This window comes from Gluconobacter sp. P5B12 (assembly GCF_018812035.1).
In the GTDB taxonomy this organism is placed as follows: domain Bacteria; phylum Pseudomonadota; class Alphaproteobacteria; order Acetobacterales; family Acetobacteraceae; genus Gluconobacter.
In genome coordinates, this window is the sequence record NZ_JACRVV010000005.1 from 76372 (window position 1) to 98076 (window position 21705).

Sequence of the window (21705 nt, forward strand, 5' to 3'; positions counted from 1 at the left end):
CACCGAGGCGCATGGGAGCGCCTGTATGCTGACGCGTAAGCAGCACCAGCTTTTGCTATACATTGACGAACATCTTCGGCGGACGGGCTATTCCCCTTCCTTCGATGAAATGAAGGACGCCCTAGAGCTTCGTTCCAAATCAGGAATTCATCGCCTCATCTCCGCCCTTGAAGAGCGTGGCTTTCTGCGGCGCCATCATCATCGTGCGAGAGCGCTTGAAGTCCTACGTCTGCCTCATATGGGCCTTGAGGCCCCGGTTGTGGATACCGTGGCTAATCCGGCGCCTTTCGTTCCAACAGTTGTTGAGGGTGGTCGTCAGGATCTTCCCGGGACATTTTCCGAGGCGCCTCGCTCTCCCGTTGAAAACACAAGCGTTCAGCTTCCACTTTATGGACGCATTGCTGCCGGCCTCCCTATTGAGGCCTTGCAGGATGATAGCGCACAGATTCAGGTGCCATCGTCCCTGCTCGGCACTGGAGAGCATTATGCTCTCACAGTCGCGGGTGATTCCATGATTGAAGCTGGCATTTTGGACGGTGATGTTGCCATCATCCGTCGCGGCGAAGTGGCGGATAATGGTCAGATCGTTGTTGCGCTGATTGATGATCAGGAAGTGACCCTCAAGAAGCTGCGCCGTCGTGGTTCTACGATTGCTTTGGAAGCCGCTAATCGGGAATACGAGACACGTATTCTGCCTGCTGCGCGTGTGCGCATACAGGGGCGGCTGGTCGCCCTTTTCAGGCATTACTGAAAGAACTGCCTTGTCGGATTAATGCTCCGGCAAGGCAGATAATTTCTGATGATTATTTATTAGGAACTGACGGTACGCCGCGCACGACGCGGACTTTACCGTCAGGAGCGATCAGAGTGCTCGTTCCGTCCCCATTCGGGATGATGATTGTTTTGTCGGGGTTTTTGTTCAGGAAGCGACCAGCATTATCCGGAACGCTCGTCGGAAGCGTAGGAATAAAGTGACTGCGATCTTCCGAAACGCCCCGCATTGCGTCGATCTTCTCACCGACGGACATGGTATCGCCTGACTTCATCTGCGGCCCAGATACGCCAAGAGCACCGGCACCGGCGATGCCGCCCATGAAATTCTTGTCGAGTGTGGCGCCACCAAAATACGTGGCTGGATCGCCGAGAGCCTTATTAAATACGCTGTCAGGGTTTACCACGTCTTTAAGGGTTGGCAGAGGCTGAGGTGAGCCAGGCCACATATTCCCACCTTCTGGCAGGATTGGTGCAGCCGCTACGAATTCACCGCGTGCTCTGCGAAGGTTCTCACTATCGCCATGGGGAGCATTAGGGTTACTTCCCGACCACAGCGCGGTGTCATTGAAAAACTTACCCATGCCCGCACAGCCGCTCAGGGCCAGAGGTAATGCCAGTAGAGCGGCCTTACGCATTGTGTACTCCCATAAGGTCGATCCCTGAACTCTAGCTGTCATAAGTTAAAAGCGCCAGATGACGAGCCGATAACTGCAATAATAATCACGGCTAGTCCAGATCAGGAGACGATCTTTGAAGACTTGCGCGGCTGAGAAGCCATCATTCGGGTGAGCCCGGCAGTGAGGTAACCCCACCCGCTCAGAACTGTTGGGATAACTGAAATCCAGAGCAGAATACCACCGATCAGTGTGGCGGGCAGGAATGAGATATGCAGCGTGACTGCAGCTTTGTCTCCCCCGATCAGAAAACCGATCGCGACCATCTGAATGCCGGTCTTCCATTTCGCGAGCCGAGTGGATGGAAGTGTTGCGCGCTGGGAGGCCATGTATTCACGTAGGCCACTAACAAGAATTTCGCGCAGCATAATGATGATGGCCGCGTAGAGGGAATACACTGGGAGTACTGTCAGGCCTGCCAGTGCGAGCAGAAGTGCGCCAACAAGGAGCTTGTCAGCAATCGGGTCCATCATCCGCCCTAACTCGGATAGCATCTGCCACCGACGTGCCAGGGCACCATCCAGATAATCCGTAATGCAGGCAGCCGTATACACAACGCAGGCCGCAACGTTACCGAGTGCGGAATGCAGCGCCAGCAAAGCAACCAGAACAGGAATGGCCGCAATACGGAGCAGAGTCAGGACGTTTGGCAGATCAGTCAGCATCACGAAGCAGTCTAGAACAGTTTATCCGTCTCCGGTATGCGCCAATCCGCTCTGAATGTGTGTATTTTTTATGCCAAGCCGGTGTTCAAAGGGAGACCTCACGGAATTGTTAGCTCTGTGTCCGTAGCCATTCTGGATGGAAGTGCCCGTAGATGGCTCTGGCCGTTCCCGTACTGATTCCCGGTGCAGTTTCAAGCTCTTCGAGACTGGCCTGTCTTACGGTCTTGGCTGACCCGAAGTGATTCAGAAGTGCCTTCTTTCGGGCACCTCCGATTCCCGGAACATCATCCAGTTCGGATTTCCGAAGCCCTTTGGAGCGCCCTGCCCTGTGTGTCGTAATGGCAAAACGATGGGCTTCATCTCTCAGGCGTTGAAGATAGTAGAGAACCGGATCTCTGGGTGGGAGTTGAAACGGTGGCTGTGTTTCAGTGAAAAACCATTCGCGGCCAGCATCACGATCCGGGCCTTTGGCAATCGCCACAATGGGAATTCCCGTAACCCCAAGGTCTGCCAAGACATTGCGAACAGCGTTGAACTGGCCCAGTCCACCATCGATCAGCAGCAGATCGGGCCAGTCCTCAGGCCTGTCCCCCTCCTCTCTGTTTTTCCCAAACCGGCGCTCCATGACCTCCCGCATCATTCCGAAATCATCGCCTGGAGTAACTGGGCCTTTAATGGCGTATTTCCGATAAGAGCGTTTTTCGAAGCCTTCTGGGCCACCCACGACCATGACGCCATAAGGCGCCTGACCCATGATGTGTGAGTTATCGTATGTTTCGATCCGCTGAGGCGTTTCAGGCAGATTGAAAACCTTTGCCACGCCTTCCAGAAGTTTGCGCTGACCCGTATTCTCCGCAAGTTTTCGCTCCAGAGCTTCCCGTGCGTTCAGGGCGGCATGGTCGACGACGCTCTTCTTCTCACCGCGTTGAGGGCAGGCAATTTCTACCTTCTGCTCTCTCTTGATGCTGAGAGCTTCCTCGACGAGCTTTTGTTCCGAAATTTCCTGATTCACCAGAATCACTGGTGGTGGAGGCTTGTTGTCGTAAAACTGAAGGAGGAAGGCAGACAGCACGTCAGCCGGGGTCTCTTCTTCTGCGTGAACAGGATAGAAGGCCCGGTTTCCGTTATTACGGCTGCCGCGAATGAAAAAGACCTGGATGCAGGTCTGCCCCGCGTCCTGCCAGATTGCTACGATGTCTGCATCCTGAATGGACGTCGGATTAATGGTCCCTGAGTTCTGGATGCTGGAAAATCCGCGGATACGATCCCGAATGGCAGCAGCCCGCTCATATTCCATGGCTGCGGATGCCCGTTCCATTTCAACGGCAAGCTCCTGCTGCAACTCAGTATTCTTACCCGAGAGAAACTGCCGCGCCTGCACGACCAGCTCGCTGTAATTTTCTTTGGAAATACGATCCACACAAGGGGCCGAGCAGCGTTTGATCTGAAACAGCAGGCAGGGTCGTGTTCGGCTCTTGAGAACCGCATCGGAGCATGATCGGAGGAGGAAAGTTTTCTGTACAAGGTTTAGGGTCTGGTTCACGGCCCAGGCTGAAGCAAATGGCCCCCAGTAGGTCGCGCCTTTGATGGGCTTTCCGCGCTGTTTGGTAAGCTGAGGAAATTCATGATTTTCAGTCAGCATTAGCCACGGATAGCTCTTGTCATCCCGCAGCAGGATATTGAAGCGCGGCTTCATGCGCTTGATGTAATTCGCTTCCAGCAGAAGAGCGTCAGCTTCCGTCCGGGTAATGACAATCTCCATTGAGACCGTCATGGACACCATGCGGCGCAGACGTTCCGGCAACTGGGCTATACGCGTATAGGAAGAAACGCGTTTCTTGAGGCTTAACGCCTTGCCCACATACAGAACCTCCCCTTTTTCGCTGAGCATGCGATACACGCCAGGGCTGTAGGGAATGGTTTTCAAAGCATCCCGAATAGCCTCGACGCCCTGCTTTTTCACAACGGGAACAGGAGCTTCTTCAGGCGTCATTGAGGTTTCTGTCTCTGTGGGCGTAGGGTCAGTCATGCCAGTTCTTCAGTCATCCACCGATCCTGTGGACAAGTCTGTGGGTTGCTCCATGACAGAATCATGAAGGCCAAGGTTTCCCGGCCTTGCCATCAGATTGCCTAATTTTTAATCAGTAAACGTAAGATATTGATAATAATGGAAAATATTTTCCGTTCCGTCATGGGGCAGAAAAATTTTCAGTTTGAGGCTCCTGTTGAACGGGACATGACGACTTTCCAAAGCATAGTGGATGAGTGCACTCTGCATTAAGTCTCAATGGTCCCGTTCTGTTCCCATTAGAGAGAACTTTTTTGCTGAACGAACGTGCTTTTTCAGGCTGAAATTGATGCTTGTTCGGCTTTTTCCATCAGGCGAAGCATATTACCACCCCAGATAGCAGCCAGTTCATCCGCCCCGAAGCCCACATTACGCAAGGCCTCAGTTACGGCAGGAGTTTGTGTGGCATCCTGCCAGCCCGGTATGCCTCCGCCGCCGTCGAAATCGGATGAGACGCCGACGTGCCGTACACCTATGCGCTCTGCGACATAGGCAACATGGCGCGCCAGATCCTCCACGGTTCCTCCGCCGCCTTTGCGCAGAAAAGACCCCATGGCGGTGATCTGGATCAGACCGTCGGTTTCTTTCAAACGATCAAGCTGCTCATCGTCGAGATTGCGCGGGTGATCGCAGAGACTTCGGACGCAGGAGTGGCTGGCGAATACCGGCGTGGTGGAAAGTTCTGACGCCTGCATCATGGTGGATTTTGCCGTGTGTGACACATCCACTAGCACACCATGGCGATTCATCTCGCGAATGGTCTCGCGACCCAGCTCAGACAATCCCCCATGAAGTTCCGTAACATCATTCAGGTCTTTTCTGGGGATGGCTGCATCAGCGAGAGCGTTGTGGCCATTATGGGTCAGGGTCAGGTATCTGACGCCATACTCTGCGGCCAGTTGGCCGATCCGCGACGGTACACCACCAAGCGCATGGCCATTTTCAATGGCGGGAACAATAGCGAGCGCTCCTGCCCGGAATGCTGAGCGGACATCCTCTGCTGTTCGGCAGATATTTGCGCTTAATCCGTCCTGATGTCCGCCGAGGGCATTGATGACCTTGAGCATCGCCTGAACACGGTGCCAGGCCTCTTCGTGGCCCGCTTCATCGCGTGGTCCCTGCGGAATATAGGCGGCAAGGCAGACAGAGCGAAGTTTGCCCTGATCGCATTTTCTTACATCGACTTTTCGGTCTGTGTTCAGAGACCAGGCATCCGCCTGATCGGGCCATGGAATATCGATATGGGTATCGAAAGTCAGAAGCGTGTCGTGCAGTTCAGTCATGATCCGTCCTAGATCGGGTGTGAGCGGGTCTGACGCAAGAGGTGCTTGTCAAAGCGCTCAATTCAGACGATCCAATGGTGATGCGTCTGATTACATGGAACATCAACTCCCTCCGGCTTCGTTTGCCGCTGCTGAAGAAGCTCGTTGAGGAGGAAAATCCGGACATTGTCTGCCTTCAGGAGACGAAAGTTCCCGATCCGCTCTTCCCGGCTGAAGCTCTTGTGGAGCTTGGCTTTCCGCATCAGCTCTATCGAGGAATGAAGGGATACAACGGGGTTGCAATCCTGTCCCGCCTGCCCCTCGACTCAGTTGCGAATACGCCTGACTGGTGCAGCCGGAGCGATTGTCGGCACATCGCGGCATCAATCCAGACGCCTGGTGGGCCAGTGATGCTGCATGATTTCTATGTCCCTGCGGGGGGCGATATCCCGGATCCGGAAGAAAACGAAAAATTTGCTCACAAACTCGCGTTTGTAGAAGAAGCCGCGAAATGGTTCACGGATAGTCCACCAGTGCGCAGCATTGTGGTTGGAGATCTCAACATCGCTCCGTTGGAGCATGATGTCTGGAGCCATCGTCAGCTTCTGAAAATCGTCAGCCATACGCCGCCGGAGACCGAGCGACTTAATACATGGATGGCGACAGGGTTTGAGGACGCTATGAGACGTATCACGCCTGAGCCCACCAAATTGTACACATGGTGGTCCTACAGAAACAAGGACTGGAAGAAGTCAGATCGTGGAAGGCGTCTAGATCATGTCTGGCTTACGCCAGATCTGATGCCAGGCCTTCGGAATATTCGTGTTCTGCGGGATGTTCGCGATTGGGACAGCCCTTCAGATCACGTGCCGGTCGTGCTGGATTTCGATCCAGCCTGACCGGCAGAGCCTGAGTATCAGGCTGTCAGTGATTCGGCCGTAGCAACAGTGCGGCCTTCCGGGTCAAGACGATACCCGCCACCTTCTGTGATCAGCAGGGACGTCTTGGTGGGGTCTGGCTCGATTTTCTGACGAAGACGATAGATATGCGTCTCAAGCGTATGGGTCGTGACTGCAGCGTTGTAACCCCAGACTTCGTTCAGAAGCACCTGACGAGCGACGGGGCGCTGACCGGCCCGGTAAAGATACTTGAGAATCGCAGCTTCTTTTTCCGTCAGGCGAATGCGGCGATTACGGGCCGTCTCAACCAGAAGTTTGGCCGATGGACGAAACGCGTAAGGACCGATTTCAAAAACGGCATCTTCGCTGTTTTCAAAGATCCGAAGCTGTGCCCGAAGCCGCGCCAGCAGTTCCCCGATACGGAATGGCTTTGCGACATAGTCGTTTGCGCCTGCATCAAGCCCGCGGACAACATCGCTTTCATCGTCTGAACCGGTCAGAATAATGATCGGCATCCGAACGCCTTCGCGACGAAGCTCCGCACAGAAGTCGCGGCCGTCTCCGTCAGGAAGGGTGATGTCCAGCAGCATGGCGTCGTAACGGGCACCAGGCTTCTTGAGGAGCTCTCTTGCTGTTGCCACGGAGACTGCTTCCACAGCCTCAAGTTCGCCACCGTGCTGGAGTTGCTCTGTCAGCAGGCTTCGTAGCGTATCGTCATCATCTACCACGAGGATGGGCCGGGGACCTGCCATAATACCTGTCTCGTTTTATCTAGGCGGAAAACGTCACATCCGCATGTGTTCGCGTTAATAGGCCACGCATCCAATTCTGCCTATCCTGCACCGCAGGACCAGCAGCACACTTGCCATCTGAGATATGACAAATACTTATCCGAAAGGGAACAGCAACATGACTAAAGCTATTTTGAGAATCACTGAGGGCCGCGCTTTTCTTCACTTTCGTAATGTAATCATTCCGGCTTTGATCGGGGCTGGTGGTATTCGCCTTGACAAGCGTGAAGGCGATCACGCGACCCCTGTAGGTGAACTACCCCTCCGCCGTATCCTGTATCGCGCAGATCGTGTGGAAAAGCCTGTTTCCGGCGCGGGTTTACCTATCGAGCCGATTGCTGCTTCGGATGGTTGGTGCGATGACGGATCGCACCCGGATTATAACCGTCCGGTGACACTTCCTCACCCTGCGTCATATGAGAAAATGTGCCGGGATGATCATGTCTATGATCTCTGCATTGTGATGGGGTGGAATGACGTCACCATCGAGTCGGGACGTGGGTCTGCAATTTTCCTGCATCTGCCTCCCGTCAGCGGTGTGACGGAAGGCTGTATTGCATTGCAGGAAAAGGACCTGCGTTATGTGCTGGAACAGGGTCTGACGGCTATCATGGTGGAAGCGCCTTAAGCTGCCTCTTCCTCTGTGTGTCGAGTGTCAGTCGGCGGTACCATCGAGATCATCAGGTCCCCAGGCATCGGGGTGATGACAGTCGGATCTTCTGCCGAACGAATGAGAATGGCAGAGCGTCTGCTGACAAGGATATCGAGGCGATTGTCGTCCGTTCCAAACCCTGCCGCATTGGCCTCATTGGCTGCACGGGATACGAAGCGCCAGCCTTGCTCGAACAGGGTATCGAACAGGGTGTAATTCCAAGCGGGTTCTCCCAGAACCTTTCCTCGGGAGTCACGGGAAAGCCCATGATAAAAATCTAGTCGGGCCACACCCGGGCTGATCTGGAATACCCGTTCCCGCCCCATGGCTGGCGCGAGATGTCCGCAGATCATCCCATTATAGATGCCGTCTCCGGTCGTTGCGATCAGGTAGTCTGCTGGTCGTTCTTCCAGTGCTTCCTGCCCGTGCTGGGACAGCAGTTCGGTCCTTAGAACTGGAATGTCGAGCTGCGCGGCAGCCATCAGTGCGCTGGATCGGTTGTCCACGAGCAGAACGGGAATGTTTTCACGATGGAGGCAGGCTGCAAGGTCGATGGACCATTTGCTCGCCCCCAGAATGGCGATGGCTGGATCATTCGAGAGTGTGAGCTTGAGAGCACGTGCGATTGGACGAAGCGAAAAGCCATGAAGGATCATGGTCACGGCGATAACGGCGAAGACCGCTGGCATAATGAGGTCAGCCGACTGGTAGCCCGTTTCTTTCAGGCGAATACCAGCGGCGCCCGCAACGGCCGCCGCAACGATGCCTCGGGGCGCAATCCATCCGACGAAGAGGCGCTCTTTCCAAGGCATGCTGGTGCCCAGGGTGGAAAAGAAAATTCCAACCGGACGTACGACGAACAGTACGACAAGCGTCAGCATCAGAATGGGAATGGAAAGGTGCTTGAGAACGTCTCGATGAAGATCTGCTGTCAGCAGGATGAACAGTACCGACACGACGAGAACCACCATCGATTCCTTGATGCGCCTTAGTTCTGCGACGCCTGGAATGTGGAGGTTGGTCAGTGCCATGCCAAAAATAGTGACCGCGACCAGGCCCGCGCCTTCCATTTCCAGATTGCAGGCCGTGAAAATCAGCAGTGCCATTGAGATGAGCACCGGCGTTTTGAGAATTTCCGGCATCATGTCGCGAGTGAAGAGATAACGGATCAGATAGGCTGGAAGAATGCCCGCCGAAATCGACTCAGTTGCAGCAGCGAGCAGATCAGGAAGTGTGTGGGTAAAAAAGACGCCGGTATGCAGGTCAACGTGCAGAAGCATGAGCTGCAGCACAACGGCTGCGAGAATCGCTCCCAGTGGATCATTGACGATGGCTTCCCATCGCAGGAACGCCGCGACACGAGGCTGGAGCTTGGCACTACGCAAAAGCGGGAGCACCACGGTTGGGCCTGTCACAACAATGATGGCGCCGAACAGCATCGACGTGCCCCATTCAAGGTGGGCAACGTAATGGGCCGCAAGTGATCCCAGAACCCAGTTGATGGGTAAGGCCAGCATCGTCAGGCGTGCGACACCTTCCCCGGCCTCACGGAGCTGCCGGATATCCAGAGCCATGCCGCCTTCAAACACGACAATGGCAACCAGGAGGGAGACCAGTGGTCTGAAGACCCAGCCCATCGTCTCTGAGGGGTGCACAATGCCCAGCCCAGGGCCGAACAGAAGCCCAATGGTGAACAGGAGCACGATTGCGGGAAGGCGAAACCGCCAGGCAACCCACTGGGCCAGCATTCCGGCCCCGAAGGTCGAGGCGATGCCGATGAAAATATCATACTGCATGTGTAAGAGCGCGTCGGTCCCGTGCTGATTTTGGAAACCGTATCATAACCCGGATAATGTGTTGGGCCTAACTGCGTGATTTTGAGAGTGTTATCCGATGGTTGAAACGATCCTGACCATTCGTCCGGCACAGTCCCTGGACCGAGAGGGTATCTGGCGCTTGCTGGCACCTGTTCTCAAGGCTGGGGAAACGTACGCTTTGCCGCGAACGTGGGGCCGTCGGCAGGCCTTGGCGTACTGGATGGCCGTCGAGCATCGTGTGTATGTCGCCGAGGCAAAGACAGGCCAGATTGTGGGCACATTCTATGTGCAGGACAATCAGAAAGGCGGCGGTCAGCATGTTGCCAATGCTGGTTTTGTCGCAGCTACAGGATATGGTGCCGGAGCGACAATGGGACGATATGCCCTGAAAGAGGCGCAGGCGCTCGGATACAGGGCGATGCAGTTCAACTTTGTCGTCAGCACCAATCTGCGAGCCATTGCGCTTTGGAAGCATCTTGGTTTCAGGGTGGTTGGAACGCTACCCGGTGCGTTCAACCACCCTGAGCAAGGGTATGTGGATGCGCTTGTTATGTGGAAGGAGCTTCTTCCTGTGCCGTCTCAACCTTCTGTTCAACCCGCTGCATGACGCAGGCAAAGAAGCCATCCGTTCCGTCACGAAGGGGCGTCAGGGAAAACTGAGCCTTTTCGCGGAGTTCGGCTGGCAGAAGATCGGGTAGGTCTTCCGTAGCTACACGAACAAAATCTGTCCGACGCTTCAGGAATGCATCAATCTGCTGCCCGTTTTCAGCGGCCAAAAGAGAGCACGTCGCATAGATCATCCGGCCGCCGGATTTGACCAAAGATGCTGCGCGATCAAGGATTTCGGACTGTTTGATAACAAGTTCCTGAATGTCTTCAGGTGTCAGTCGCAGTCGTGCATCCGGGTTGCGGCGCCATGTGCCGGTGCCTGAACAGGGTGCATCCACCAGGACGCGATCAAAGCTTGCGGCACGACGCTTGGCCCATTTGTCGCCTGTGGTGAGCAGGTGCCGCTCAACATTATGCACCCCTGCCCGACGCAGACGTTTGACAGCCCCTTCAAGGCGCTTTTCATGAACGTCACAGGCAACGATATGGCCCTTGTTCTCCATGGTCATGGCAAGGGCAAGAGTCTTGCCGCCAGCTCCAGCGCAGTAATCCAGAACGCGGTGTTCCGGCCGGGCGCCAGCTGCCGCGACAACGAGCTGTGAGCCCTCGTCCTGAATTTCTACAAGTCCATCTTTGAAGGCCTGTGCTGCCGTAACCGGCTGACGGCCATCGAGGCGCAGGCCCCACGGCGACAGCTTGGTTGGGACGGCATTCAGGCCCTCACTCCTCAGAGCGCGCAGACCGTCCTCGCGGGTGCCCTTCAAAAGGTTTACGCGAAGATCCAAAGTCGGGGTTCCGAGCATGGCTTCCATTTCGTCAGCCATGCGGGATCCGAAAGTTTCGCGTAGGGCTGGCTCAATCCAGTCCGGATATTCGAGGCGGACTGCTACAGGCTGCTTCTGGGTAGAAAGTTCTTTTCCTTCCAGATGCTTAAGGTTCACATCTTCACGCGGCGTCAGAGGCTTTTGAGCATACCGCTCGCCACTGAATAACATGCGAACCTGATCCATCGTTGTGCCGGTTAGCAGCATGGAGGCAGCACATAGCAGGCGTGGAGAAATTTCGCCCTGGCTGCCTTCCAGGTGCCAGTGCAGCCGCCGCCAGCCACGCAGCACATCCCAGGCAAGCGTGGAAATGGCGCGCCGGTCTCCGCCGCCTATATAACGGCGTTCACGGAAAAAAGCGTTAGCGGTAGCGTCTGCGGGACGGCGGGGCGCATTCTGGATCGCACAAAGCAGATCAATGGCGCCGGAAAGGCGAGCTGCGGGGGTCATATCGCCCCCGTAGCCGGTTTGGCCTCTCAAAGCGAGAGGCCAATGCACAGGAAATGTCAGTCCCGGCGATAGTTCGGGGCTTCACGCGTGATTGTCACGTCATGGACATGGCTTTCACGAAGGCCCGCATTTGTGATGCGACGGAACATGGTGCGCACCTGAAGTTCCGCAACCGTGGCAGATCCGGTGTAGCCCATGCCAGCTTTCAGGCCGCCAACAAGCTGGTGCACGACTGGTGCCATGCCACCCTTGTAAGGAACCTGTCCTTCAATGCCTTCCGGAACTAGCTTCAGTGTATCGCGCACTTCAGCCTGGAAGTACCGATCAGCAGAGCCCCGGGCCATAGCCCCAAGGGACCCCATGCCGCGATACGATTTGTAGGAGCGGCCCTGATACAGGAACGTTTCGCCTGGGCTCTCGTCCGTGCCGGCCAGCAGCGAGCCAACCATCACGACGTCAGCACCGGCACCAATGGCCTTTACAATGTCACCGGATGTCCGGATGCCACCATCGGCGATGGCCGGAACATCAAGCTCATGACAGGCTGCTGCCGTTTCCATGACGGCGGAGAACTGCGGCACGCCCACACCGGCAACAACGCGCGTTGTGCAGATGGACCCCGGACCGATGCCCACCTTGATGCAGTCTGCTCCGGCTTCAATAAGGGCGCGAGCCGCCTGCGGGGTGGCGACGTTGCCAGCAATGACCTGAAGGCCTGGGTGGCGCTCCTTGAGTGTCCGGACAGTGCTCAGAACGCCGTGGGAGTGGCCATGAGCGGTATCAACGACAATAACGTCCACACCGGCTTCCACGAGGGCAGCAGCACGGTTCAGACCGTCCTCCCCAACGCCGACAGCGGCGGCGCAGCGAAGCCGTCCTTGCGCGTCCTTGATGGCGAGCGGATGCGTCGTCGCCTTGTCCATGTCCTTGACGGTGATGAGGCCGATGCAGCGGCCGCCCTCATCAACGACCAGCAGCTTTTCGATGCGGTGACGATGCAGCAGAGCGCGAGCTTCTTCAGGAGCAGCGCCATTCAGAACCGTGACAAGATTGTCCTTCGTCATCAGATCACGGACGCGGGTGTTCAGGTCCGTGGTGAAACGGACGTCACGGTTGGTCAGGATGCCAACCAGGATACCGGTTCCCTCTTCCACAACCGGAAGGCCAGAGACACCATGGCGCGCCATGATGGCATTCACTTCAGCCAGTGTCTGGTCCGGACCAACGGTGACCGGATTAACGACCATGCCAGATTCGAAGCGCTTTACGCGGCGGACCTGTTCGGCCTGCTCTTCAATAGAGAGGTTTTTGTGAATGACGCCCATGCCGCCCTGTTGGGCCATGGCAATGGCCATTCCGTCTTCCGTGACTGTGTCCATGGCCGAGGACATCAAAGGGATGTTCAGCTCGATGGTGCGCGTCAGGCGTGTGCGGGTGGATGTCTGGGCCGGAAGCACGGACGATTCAGCCGGTTCGACGAGAACATCGTCGAACGCCAGTGCTTCACGTATGCGTGCGTTAAAATCAGTTGTGCAGGAAGAGGATGTCATGCCCGCTGGCCCCCGTTGGTCATGCGTCGTGGGACGCTTGAAGTCTGAACCGGGGGCCAAGAGGCCCAGCCGGCCGTTGGCGGGTCCTCATAGACTAATTCCCCCCTGGAGGGGAAGTCTCTTTTTTGCGGTAGATTTTAAGGAATTTGTTGGCTGGGAGACCTGGATTCGAACCAGGGCTGACCGGGTCAGAGCCGGTAGTTCTACCGCTAAACTATCTCCCAAGCGGTGAGTGGGTGTTTACCCATCACGGCTGAGTGACGCAAGGGGGTCTTTCCACTTTTTTTGAAAAAACTGATATTTTTCTTGCGGTAAGACGTTTTCCCGTCTCATGCTGCATATTCAAGGTCCCAGCACGGGCAAAATCGGGAGCCTAAACAAGATGATGAGGCAAGGAGCGGAGCAGAGGCTTTCAGGTCAGGCGCAAATTCGCGCGTCTGGTGCCCGTCAGGCCGGTCCGTTCTTTGGGGCCATTGATCTTGGGACGAATAACTGTCGGCTGATGATTGCCGCAGGCACACCGAATGGGTTTCGGGTCGTGGACAGTTTCAACAGGTCTGTCCGGTTAGGGGAAGGTCTGCGTGTCAGCGGCCGACTGGCTGAAGAGTCTATGACACGCGCGCTTGATGCCCTGCGCATTTGCGTCGAGCGCATGCGGCAATGGCCCCTCTCCCACGTTCGCGCTGTGGCCACCGAAGCCTGCCGTCGCGCCGTGAATGGTCGCGAGTTCCTTGAGCGTGTGCAGACCGAAATTGGTCTAACCATTGATATTATTACGGCGCGTGAGGAAGCAGAGCTCGCGCTGGAGAGCTGCTCTCCTCTCTTCCGGATGCCCTCACGGCCACCTTCTCAGTCTGAACGTGGCGTTCTGTTTGATATTGGTGGTGGTTCCACTGAAGTCGCATGGGTGCGTGTTGATCAGGAGCGTAAGTCTCAGACACTGATTGGGACAACCAGCATGCCTGTGGGTGTCATCACGCTTCAGGAGATGTTCGGTGAAGGCCATGGCTCTTCCTATGAAGAGATGGTTTCTCACGTGCAGACCCACCTTGTAGGTTTTGAGAATGTTCACCGCATTCGCCGTGAAGTCGCACAGGGGAATGCGTGCCTGCTGGGTACGTCTGGTACTGTCACGACCCTTGCCGGCGTCGCTCTGGCCCTGCCCCGTTATAATCGCGCGGCGATTGATGGCCTGATTTTGCCGGGGCAAATCATGCGAAGTGCCATCGACACGCTCCGTAGCCTTTCGCGCGATCATTTGGCGATGCATCCCTGTGTCGGACAGGATCGCGTAAAGTATGTTCTTCCGGGTTGCGCAATTTTCGAGGCAATTCATCGGACATGGCCTATAGAAGAGGTCACGATTGCCGATCGGGGGTTGCGTGATGGCATGCTGCTGCGTATGGCCCGCGATCATGGTCAGCGTTTCACTAGAGAACGCCGCAGGACCCATCGACATGTAACGCCCCGTTCGAGGGGCCCTCTCGGGAATTACGCCACGATATGAAGCCGCCCAGATCCCGCTCCGGTTCTTCCAAAAAGGATACGGGACCCAAGCGCATCCCTGGAAAAGCTCTCAAGAGTGCTGCCGCACCAGGTGCAGCTGACGCTACTCAGGACGCCTCTACTTCACAGACGGCCCGCAATAAGGTCGTCACCCTCAGAACAGCTCGTGGGCGCACCACGGCACAGCAGCGCTGGTTGAACCGGCAGCTCAACGATCCCTATGTCGCGGCAGCCCGTAAACAGGGCTGGCGTTCACGTGCAGCCTTTAAGCTGATTGAAATCGATGATCGGTTTCACATCATCAAGCCGGGTGCGCGCGTCATCGATTTGGGAGCGGCCCCAGGCGGCTGGTCTCAGGTTGCAGTCAAACGTGGCGCTGGCAACATTGCAGGTGTGGACCTCCTGCCTGTCGATCCTGTCAGCGGTGCCGAGATCATTGAAGGGGATTTCACAGATCCGGAAATGCCTGATCGCTTGAAAGAAATTCTCGGCGGTCCAGCAGATCTTGTCATGTCTGATATGGCTCCCAACACAACGGGCCATGCCGCAACAGACCATATGCGGATTATGGGACTGGCAGAGGGTGCACTGGATTTTGCAGTTCAGGTGCTGGCTGAAGGCGGAAGCTTCGTGGCCAAGGTCTTTCAGGGTGGTTCTGAAAAACAGATGCTTGAGTCCATGAAGAAAGCCTTCTCTTCGGTCAAGCACGTCAAGCCGCCTGCTTCCCGCAAGGAATCAAGCGAACTCTACGTCATTGCCACCGGTTTCCGCCCCGAGCGATTAAGCGACGAAGGCTGATCGTTGAACTGACGAGCGCTTTTTTAAGGGCGCTCGTCAGTTCCAGTGCTTGACCGGATCACGTTCCACCTACAGAACGGACAGGATGATCCAGAGCCTTACTGTCATCCTGCTTTACCTCGTGTCGTTGCCGCTTTTTGCGCTCACTCTGGCGCGGCAACCTCATAAAGATCTTCCGCCTTGGGCTATCTGCCTCTCGTTAGTTGCAACCGAGACATCTACACTGACGATCGTCAGTGTTCCTGGCGTGGCATACCTGCACGGATATGTTTTTCTGGGGCTGGCAGTCGGGTATCTCCTCGGACGCGTGGCTGTTGCCTGGTGGTTTCTGCCTCTGCATGAGCGGGGCGCGACATCCATCTATCGGTATGTTGGCCAGCGGTTCGGAACGCGTCTTCAGAAGCTGGTGTCTGGCACGTTCCTGCTGACGCGTCTTCTTGCCGAGGGTGTACGTTTGTACGCTGGCATGATTCCGGTTTCCCTGTTGTGTGCGAGTATCGGCTATCCCATTCCGGATATTGTCCTGCTCATGGGGATTGTCATTCTCACGCTGGCTTATACGCTGGCCGGTGGTCTGAAGGCTGTCGTCTGGTCCGACACGCTTCAATTGCTTCTCTATCTCGGCGGCAGTGTCGCGTGTGGGGTCGTGCTGTTCAGCCGCTCAGGGACTGATATTTTTCATGCGGCTCCCATGTTTACTGCGGGATTGCCAGCATTCACCAATCCTTTTTCCGTAGCCGGAGCTGTTGTTGGCGGCGCAATTCTTTCCCTTGCCTCACACGGTACAGACCAACTCATGCTTCAACGTTGCCTCGCAGCAAAGACGCTCAACGGCGCGCGGACAGCGATGATTGGAAGTGTGTTTGTCGTGGCGTTGCTGTTCGCCCTGCTCTCCTTTGTCGGGGTGGGGTTAAGGGCGCTTTGGCCTGATTATCACGGTGCCCCAGACGCACTTTTCCCGCAGTTTGTTCTGACATTGCCCCCTATTCTGCGCGGACTGCTCGTAGCTGGCATTCTTGCTGCGACAATGGGATCTCTTTCCAGTGCCATGAATTCAATGGCAGCCGCGACAAAAAGCGATTTTTTTCCGAAGAAGACGCTGTCCCTGCGGACGGCGACCTGTTTCTGGGCCGTTCTGCTTGTGGTGACCGCGCTGTCTTTCTCTCACCCGACAGGCTCTGCCGTCGTGTTCGGGCTCTCAATCGCGTCTTACAGCTATGGTGCGACGCTTGGAGTGTTTTTGCTGGCTATGGTCGGACATTCACGAGATGAGGCAAATGGGATTGCCGGTTTTCTGACGGCCGTCGTTGTTTTGGCCGGTCTGGCGATGGTCAGGATTGACGGCCATTCCATCGCCTTCCCTTGGCTGGTGCCCGCAGGCGTTCTGGCGACTTCTGCGGGAGCTAAAGTTTTCTCACAGCTGCGGCGGATGGGCTTCCAGGAATAAGGCCATTGCTTTCTGCGCCATGGCAGCGTCCTTCCCCAGCTCGATGAGCGCAGGAATCTGCGATGGCTGCCTGACGAGAGAGGACAACAATCCGCCAAGATGGATGGCGCCATCCTTGAGGCCATCCCGTGCAGCTGGCGGCAGGCTGCGGGCTGAATCATCGCAGACGACACGAAGGACTGCGAAAGGCTTGCCGGTTCTGGCTATTGCGCCGCTTTCCATATCGACGGCGATGCAGCCTGTGGTTTTGTAGAGACGGGATTTTTCTTCCGCCGTTTCGATGAGGCTGTCGCTATGAAGAATGCGCCCCTGACGGGCATGGTCTGCTCCGAACTGTATGCTCAGACCCGCATCGGCCTCGTAGCTTGAATCGCTCATGACAACACAATCTGCCACGATAATCGTGCCCGGTTTTACGCTGGTTGATAGTCCGCCAGCGCATCCGAAAGATAGCAGACGTGTTGCTCCAGCGCGCAGAAGCCTCTCGGCTCCTGCCACAGCGCCTGATGCTGTAGCATTGCTCAAAGCAATCGGTGCGTCCGGCAGGAAACGGCGAATGATGCGCGCTTCCTGCTTCATTCCCACTAGAACGCCGAGCATCAGAAACCGTATTCCACGCGACCGGTGTTGCTGGTTCCCAGATTGCGGTAACGCGAAAGAGCCTGAAGCGGGAAGAACTGCTTGTAGCCGTGATAGCGGAGGTAAAATACCTTCGGGAAGCCAACAGCGTTATAGGCGTCTTCCTGCCATTCGCCGTTATCATCCTGCTTTGATGTCAGGAAGTTGATGCCACGCTTAACGGCTTCACTGTCACGGCGGCCCACAGCCATCAGCGCGAGAACAGCCCAGGCGGTTTGTGACGGCAGGCTCTCCTTGTACGTGCCTGGAGGCGCGCCTTCATAGGTTGCGCAATCTTCGCCCCATCCGCCGTCGGCACGCTGAACGTCTTCCAGCCATGTGATGGCGCGCTTCACCATCGGGTCATCATAGGAGATGCCCGCAATGTTCAGGGCGCAGAGAACAGACCAGGTGCCGTAGATATAGTTCGTGCCCCAGCGACCGAACCAGCAGCCTTCTTTTTCCTGCTCTTTGCGCAGGTAATCGAGTGCCTTATCGATAACTGGCCGGTCTTCCGGATGGCCAAGCTGACAAAGGAAAGAAATGCACCGTGCGGACACATCGGCAGTTGGTGGGTCCAGAAGCGCGCCATGATCCGAGAACGGAATATGGTTCAGCATTTCGAGATCATTATCGATGTCGAACGCGCCCCACCCACCATTGGTGCTTTGCATTCCAATGATCCATTCCCGTGCGCGTTCAATGGCTTCACGGTTCTCTTCAGGATCAACACGATGCAGAAGCATGCCGACAACAGCCGTATCATCCACATCCGGGTAGTAATCGTTTTCGTACTGGAAAGCCCAACCACCCGGGCGTAAATTGGGTGTGTTGACTGCCCAGTCTCCTTTGACATCCAGGATCTGGCGGTCCCGCAGCCATTCAGCACTTTTCTTGAGCTTCGCGATGGTTTCGTCCCGTTTGGTGGGATGAGCACCGGATGCCGCTTCCATCATGGCAAGCCCTGACAGTCCTGTATCCCATACAGGGGAGACGCAGGGCTGGCAGTAAATTTCGTCTTCTTTTTGAACAAGAAGGTCCTGAATGGACTCCCATGCCGTGACCACGCGTGGATCGCTATCGGGAACGCCAAGCGCGCGATACATCATGACCACGTTGGCCATGGCAGGATAGATCGCTCCAAGGCCGCCACGACTCAGGCGTGGTTCGATAAAGCTGATGGCAGCCTTGATGGCCTTCTCATGGATGCGGTTAGGAATGAGCGGCAGGACAGGCCGAAGCGCAGAGTCCAGATGTTTGAAAGCCCGTCCCCAAATTGAGCGGTATGGACCCCGGATCCAGTCCTTGACCAGCTCAGGTGGTTTGACGAACAGTTCCTGGATATGAATGCCACGCGGATTGATGGCGGTAGGCTTCATAGCCCCCACTGCCAGCATCGGCGCCAGCACGCATCGTGACCAGTACGACATGTTCCAGACTGAGAAGAATGCCTTCCGCGGGAGCAGCATGAGCTCGACCGGCATGACAGGCGTGGCATCCCAAGGCACTTCACCATACAGGGCAAGCTGGATGCGTGTGAACACATTGGACCGGGCAGCCCCACCGTGGTCCAGAATGGCTTCGCGGGCGCGACGCATATGTGGCGCGTCTATATTGTCCCCGATGGCTTTGAGCGCGAAGTAAGCTTTTACACTTGCGGACAGGTCAAAGCCGCCGCCAAAATAAAGCGGCCAGCCGCCATGTTCACCCTGAATGCGGCGCAGATAGACGCCAATCTTGTCCTGCTTTTCCTGATCGATGCGGTCAAGATAGTGTTCCAGCAGAACATATTCGGCAGGAATGGTTGCGTCTGCCTCAAGTTCAAAAACCCAATGTCCGTCGTCTTTCTGGCGATTGCCCAGAGCGGCATGGGCCCCCTCAATGGCACGGTTGACGTTTTCGGCGTCGACAGGCTTGTGGGAAAGGGTCTCGCTCACACGGTCCTCCTTTTCATCAGGATAGATCAGCATTGTTCAGGTCTCCCGGGACATGCAGCCCTCATTATCGGGAGTTGTGTTACAGCCATGGTTTCGAGAGCACTCATCACGTTTCCGTGTTTTTCACGGCAGAACGGAAACCCAGAGCACTGACCGCTGCCAGTCCGGATTGAATGGCCCCTTCGATCGTTGATGGAAGCCCCGTATCCGTCCAGTCTCCCGCCAGCGCCATATTGGCGGTGTCTGTCTTCGCTTTGGGGCGACGGCAGTTTTGCTCTGGTGTCGCGGCGAATGTCGCTCGTTTTTCCCGTAGCAGCCGAGCGGGTGGCATCGCGACAGGGAGTGGCTGAGGCAAAATGGGATCCAGTGCGCGCCGGATTTCAGACCAGATCGTGGCAAGCATCTCGTTGCTGTCGCGATCTGCGTAGCGATTAGCGGCGCTAACCGTGACGGAAAGGACGTCGCCTTTCAGAAAGATCCACTCCGAAATACCACCCACGAGACCTACAAAACCTGCCTGAGCGACGACGCCCCTCGCCTCTACGGGCGCAGCAAGTTTGAAATGCGCGTTTGCAATGCTCTCGAACGCGTCTGGCACAACCAGTTCCGGCACAAGGTTCTGGGTGACTGGAGCGGGTGTAGCGACAATGATGTGGTCTTCCGGACCAAGCTCAATGCGGCCTTCCGTCGTCTCAATGGCAGTCGCGCGGCCATTCTCTCTTATGATGGTGCTAACACGAACGCCCGTGCGGACCGTCGCATGATACCGGTTCAGGTATGAAATCGCTGGGTCGACCAGTGTTTCAGATAGGCCAATTTTTGGGAACCAGGGGCAGCAGGCCATACCGCCTTGTGCCAGAGACTTTCGGATGACGTTTCCCAACAACAGTGCACTGCCAGTGTGCAGGTCTGTGTTCAGAACCGAAATGGCGAAAGGCTCCAGGAGGCGTCGGCTTAGCTGACCGGGTTTCAGGCACTCTTCCACAACGGTCGTGTCATCAGCTTTCAGGAAACGCCCGAGGGATGCCAGTTCGGAAAGCTTCATCCCTGGAACGCGGCGACCGCCGGGTAATGCCCAGAATGGGACTTTTCCTTTGGAAAGCCGAAGTGTCCAAGCCAGATCTTCTGCCAGATCATAGTAAGGAAAGATCGGAATACCGGGGCCTGCCAGTGTGTGACGGGCGCCGAGAATATCCAGATACCGGAATGTCAGGTTGTTGGCCGACAGCAGAAGATGGTTGCCGTTGTCGATCAGGGTATCGAGCGTGCGGTCATGAAAAGAGCGTGCGCGTCCGCCACAGGCAGGGCCCGCTTCATAGATCGTGACCTGGGCCTGGGCGGCAAGTTCTACGGCAGCAGACAGGCCGGACAGCCCTCCGCCAATAATATGAACGTGGCTCATCGGGCTTACTTCACATATGCCGCCAGAGCGCGGACTGCCCGCCAGCCTTTACTGACTTTCGGAGAAAGCTCCGGGTTTTTCCATCCACGCTTTTCGAGGGCGTTCAGGACAGGCTCATAAGACGCTGCCATCATGCGTGCTGGACGCATGGCGGTGCTGTCGCATTCTTTCATTGCGCGGCGTGCTTCACGGAAATGATCATGAGCGCGGCGGCTCAGGATACGTGCCACATCATCCAGGCCGTGTGCGTACAGAGCTTCTTTTGGATTATTGGGTACGTTGAAGCGTTCCAGCAGTTCTGACGGAAGGTACAGGCGGTCCCGCGCTGCATCTTCAGCAATGTCGCGCAGGATGTTGGTAAGCTGGAGGGCGCGACCTAGATGTTTTGATACACGGTCAGCCGCTGCGGAAGAGTCGCCGAAAGCACGAACTGAAAGGCGACCTACGGCTGACGCAACGCGGTCGCAATACAGATCCAAGGTTTTCTCGTCAGGCGCGACAATGGGGGCGCCGCAGTCCATGGCCATGCCATCAATGACTGCGTGGAAATCTTTGGCTTGCAGTTGGAAACGGAAGATCGCTGCGACAAGAACACGGTCGAGTGCGTCCTGCGTTTCCCCCTGATACAGGCGGTCTATACGTTCATGCCATTCCTGTAGGGCCTGTGCGGGGTCAGCGACATTTGTGTCACCATCAGCAATGTCGTCGACCTGCCGGCAGAACGCATAGATTGCAAACATGGCCTGCCGTCTCGCAGCCGGTAAGACCTTCATACCTCTGGCAAAAGACGTCCCGGAGGCTGTGACAATGTGCGCAACATGGTCAAGATCGGCCTGCGCGCAGGGAAGACCAGAAAAAGCACGCGCCCTGCTGAAAACCATGTCTGTCACCTGTTCTGTTTCAGAAATTCTGCGTTCTAGCCCCAAACCGGGATGTCACAAAGCCGACACGAACGGAATGGG

General features: G+C 56.3%; 19 protein-coding genes and 1 tRNA gene. 7 read left to right on the forward strand and 13 right to left on the reverse strand.

The genetic code is table 11. The features are described from left to right. Nucleotides 1-25 precede the first annotated feature (25 nt). Entirely contained in the window at nucleotides 26-751 is a 726-nt protein-coding gene (gene lexA, locus KP702_RS10145; protein ID WP_202207552.1) for a transcriptional repressor LexA, read from the forward strand. A 52-nt stretch (nucleotides 752-803) separates the two neighbouring features. Here lexA and KP702_RS10150 read toward each other — a convergent pair whose 3' ends face one another. From KP702_RS10150 to KP702_RS10165, 4 genes are all read right to left on the reverse strand, one after another. Then, nucleotides 804-1409: a hypothetical protein gene (locus KP702_RS10150; RefSeq protein WP_202207553.1), complete on the reverse strand. Its 606-nt coding sequence runs from the start codon at nucleotides 1407-1409 to the stop codon at nucleotides 804-806. Nucleotides 1410-1510: 101 nt separating this feature from the next. After that, nucleotides 1511-2113 carry a CDP-diacylglycerol--glycerol-3-phosphate 3-phosphatidyltransferase gene (gene pgsA, locus KP702_RS10155; protein ID WP_202207615.1) on the reverse strand — a complete coding sequence of 201 codons (603 nt, stop codon included), beginning with the start codon at nucleotides 2111-2113 and terminating at the stop codon, nucleotides 1511-1513. 109 nt (nucleotides 2114-2222) lie between these two features. Continuing rightward, entirely contained in the window at nucleotides 2223-4142 is a 1920-nt protein-coding gene (uvrC, locus tag KP702_RS10160; RefSeq protein ID WP_373687843.1) for an excinuclease ABC subunit UvrC, read from the reverse strand. A 314-nt stretch (nucleotides 4143-4456) separates the two neighbouring features. Next, on the reverse strand, nucleotides 4457-5464 hold the full coding sequence (locus KP702_RS10165; RefSeq protein ID WP_202207554.1) for a dipeptidase: 1008 nt from the start codon (nucleotides 5462-5464) through the stop codon (nucleotides 4457-4459). An 80-nt stretch (nucleotides 5465-5544) separates the two neighbouring features. Between KP702_RS10165 and KP702_RS10170 the strand changes: the two genes are divergently transcribed. Then, the gene (locus tag KP702_RS10170; RefSeq protein WP_215768943.1) at nucleotides 5545-6342 is read left to right on the forward strand and encodes an exodeoxyribonuclease III; all 798 of its coding nucleotides are present in this window, start codon (nucleotides 5545-5547) and stop codon (nucleotides 6340-6342) included. Nucleotides 6343-6359: 17 nt separating this feature from the next. On the opposite strand, the gene KP702_RS10175 is transcribed toward KP702_RS10170, so the two are convergent. Further along, the gene (locus KP702_RS10175) at nucleotides 6360-7094 is read right to left on the reverse strand and encodes a response regulator transcription factor (RefSeq protein ID WP_086633203.1); all 735 of its coding nucleotides are present in this window, start codon (nucleotides 7092-7094) and stop codon (nucleotides 6360-6362) included. A 157-nt stretch (nucleotides 7095-7251) separates the two neighbouring features. Here KP702_RS10175 and KP702_RS10180 point away from each other — a divergent pair, with 157 nt between their 5' ends. Continuing rightward, a complete protein-coding gene (locus KP702_RS10180; RefSeq protein WP_202207555.1) occupies nucleotides 7252-7761 on the forward strand; it encodes a L,D-transpeptidase in 510 nt (169 codons plus the stop codon). Here KP702_RS10180 and KP702_RS10185 read toward each other — a convergent pair. Continuing rightward, nucleotides 7758-9581, reverse strand: coding sequence for a sodium:proton antiporter (locus KP702_RS10185; RefSeq protein ID WP_202207556.1), 1824 nt, complete (start codon nucleotides 9579-9581; stop codon nucleotides 7758-7760). The two genes, KP702_RS10180 and KP702_RS10185, sit on opposite strands and share 4 nt — an antisense overlap. Before the next feature lie 97 nt (nucleotides 9582-9678). Between KP702_RS10185 and KP702_RS10190 the strand changes: the two genes are divergently transcribed. After that, nucleotides 9679-10209 carry a GNAT family N-acetyltransferase gene (locus tag KP702_RS10190; RefSeq protein ID WP_215768861.1) on the forward strand — a complete coding sequence of 177 codons (531 nt, stop codon included), beginning with the start codon at nucleotides 9679-9681 and terminating at the stop codon, nucleotides 10207-10209. On the opposite strand, the gene KP702_RS10195 is transcribed toward KP702_RS10190, so the two are convergent. From KP702_RS10195 to KP702_RS10205, 3 genes are all read right to left on the reverse strand, one after another. Further along, the gene (locus KP702_RS10195; protein ID WP_202207558.1) at nucleotides 10151-11485 is read right to left on the reverse strand and encodes an RsmB/NOP family class I SAM-dependent RNA methyltransferase; all 1335 of its coding nucleotides are present in this window, start codon (nucleotides 11483-11485) and stop codon (nucleotides 10151-10153) included. The two genes, KP702_RS10190 and KP702_RS10195, sit on opposite strands and share 59 nt — an antisense overlap. 56 nt (nucleotides 11486-11541) lie before the next feature. Beyond that, nucleotides 11542-13035, reverse strand: a complete 1494-nt coding sequence (guaB, locus tag KP702_RS10200; RefSeq protein ID WP_202207559.1) for an IMP dehydrogenase — start codon at nucleotides 13033-13035, stop codon at nucleotides 11542-11544. Between the two features lie 150 nt (nucleotides 13036-13185). Further along, nucleotides 13186-13259 (reverse strand) — tRNA-Gln (locus tag KP702_RS10205). 158 nt (nucleotides 13260-13417) lie between these two features. Between KP702_RS10205 and KP702_RS10210 the strand changes: the two genes are divergently transcribed. The 3 genes from KP702_RS10210 (at nucleotide 13418) to KP702_RS10220 (ending at nucleotide 16786) form a co-directional block, all read left to right on the forward strand. Continuing rightward, nucleotides 13418-14542, forward strand: a complete 1125-nt coding sequence (locus KP702_RS10210; protein WP_202207560.1) for a Ppx/GppA phosphatase family protein — start codon at nucleotides 13418-13420, stop codon at nucleotides 14540-14542. Beyond that, on the forward strand, nucleotides 14539-15339 hold the full coding sequence (locus KP702_RS10215; protein WP_046901679.1) for an RlmE family RNA methyltransferase: 801 nt from the start codon (nucleotides 14539-14541) through the stop codon (nucleotides 15337-15339). The genes KP702_RS10210 and KP702_RS10215 overlap by 4 nt, the downstream gene beginning before the upstream one ends. Nucleotides 15340-15424: 85 nt before the next feature. After that, nucleotides 15425-16786 carry a sodium:solute symporter family transporter gene (locus KP702_RS10220; protein WP_202207561.1) on the forward strand — a complete coding sequence of 454 codons (1362 nt, stop codon included), beginning with the start codon at nucleotides 15425-15427 and terminating at the stop codon, nucleotides 16784-16786. Here the strand turns inward: KP702_RS10220 and KP702_RS10225 are convergent. From KP702_RS10225 to hpnD, 4 genes are all read right to left on the reverse strand, one after another. Beyond that, nucleotides 16754-17386, reverse strand: coding sequence for a hypothetical protein (locus KP702_RS10225; RefSeq protein WP_202207562.1), 633 nt, complete (start codon nucleotides 17384-17386; stop codon nucleotides 16754-16756). The two genes, KP702_RS10220 and KP702_RS10225, sit on opposite strands and share 33 nt — an antisense overlap. Next, on the reverse strand, nucleotides 17386-19374 hold the full coding sequence (shc, locus tag KP702_RS10230; RefSeq protein ID WP_202207563.1) for a squalene--hopene cyclase: 1989 nt from the start codon (nucleotides 19372-19374) through the stop codon (nucleotides 17386-17388). The genes KP702_RS10225 and shc overlap by 1 nt, the downstream gene beginning before the upstream one ends. 73 nt (nucleotides 19375-19447) lie before the next feature. Then, nucleotides 19448-20743, reverse strand: a complete 1296-nt coding sequence (hpnE, locus tag KP702_RS10235; RefSeq protein WP_202207564.1) for a hydroxysqualene dehydroxylase HpnE — start codon at nucleotides 20741-20743, stop codon at nucleotides 19448-19450. Nucleotides 20744-20748: 5 nt separating this feature from the next. Then, on the reverse strand, nucleotides 20749-21624 hold the full coding sequence (hpnD, locus tag KP702_RS10240) for a presqualene diphosphate synthase HpnD (protein ID WP_202207565.1): 876 nt from the start codon (nucleotides 21622-21624) through the stop codon (nucleotides 20749-20751). Nucleotides 21625-21705: the final 81 nt, after the last annotated feature.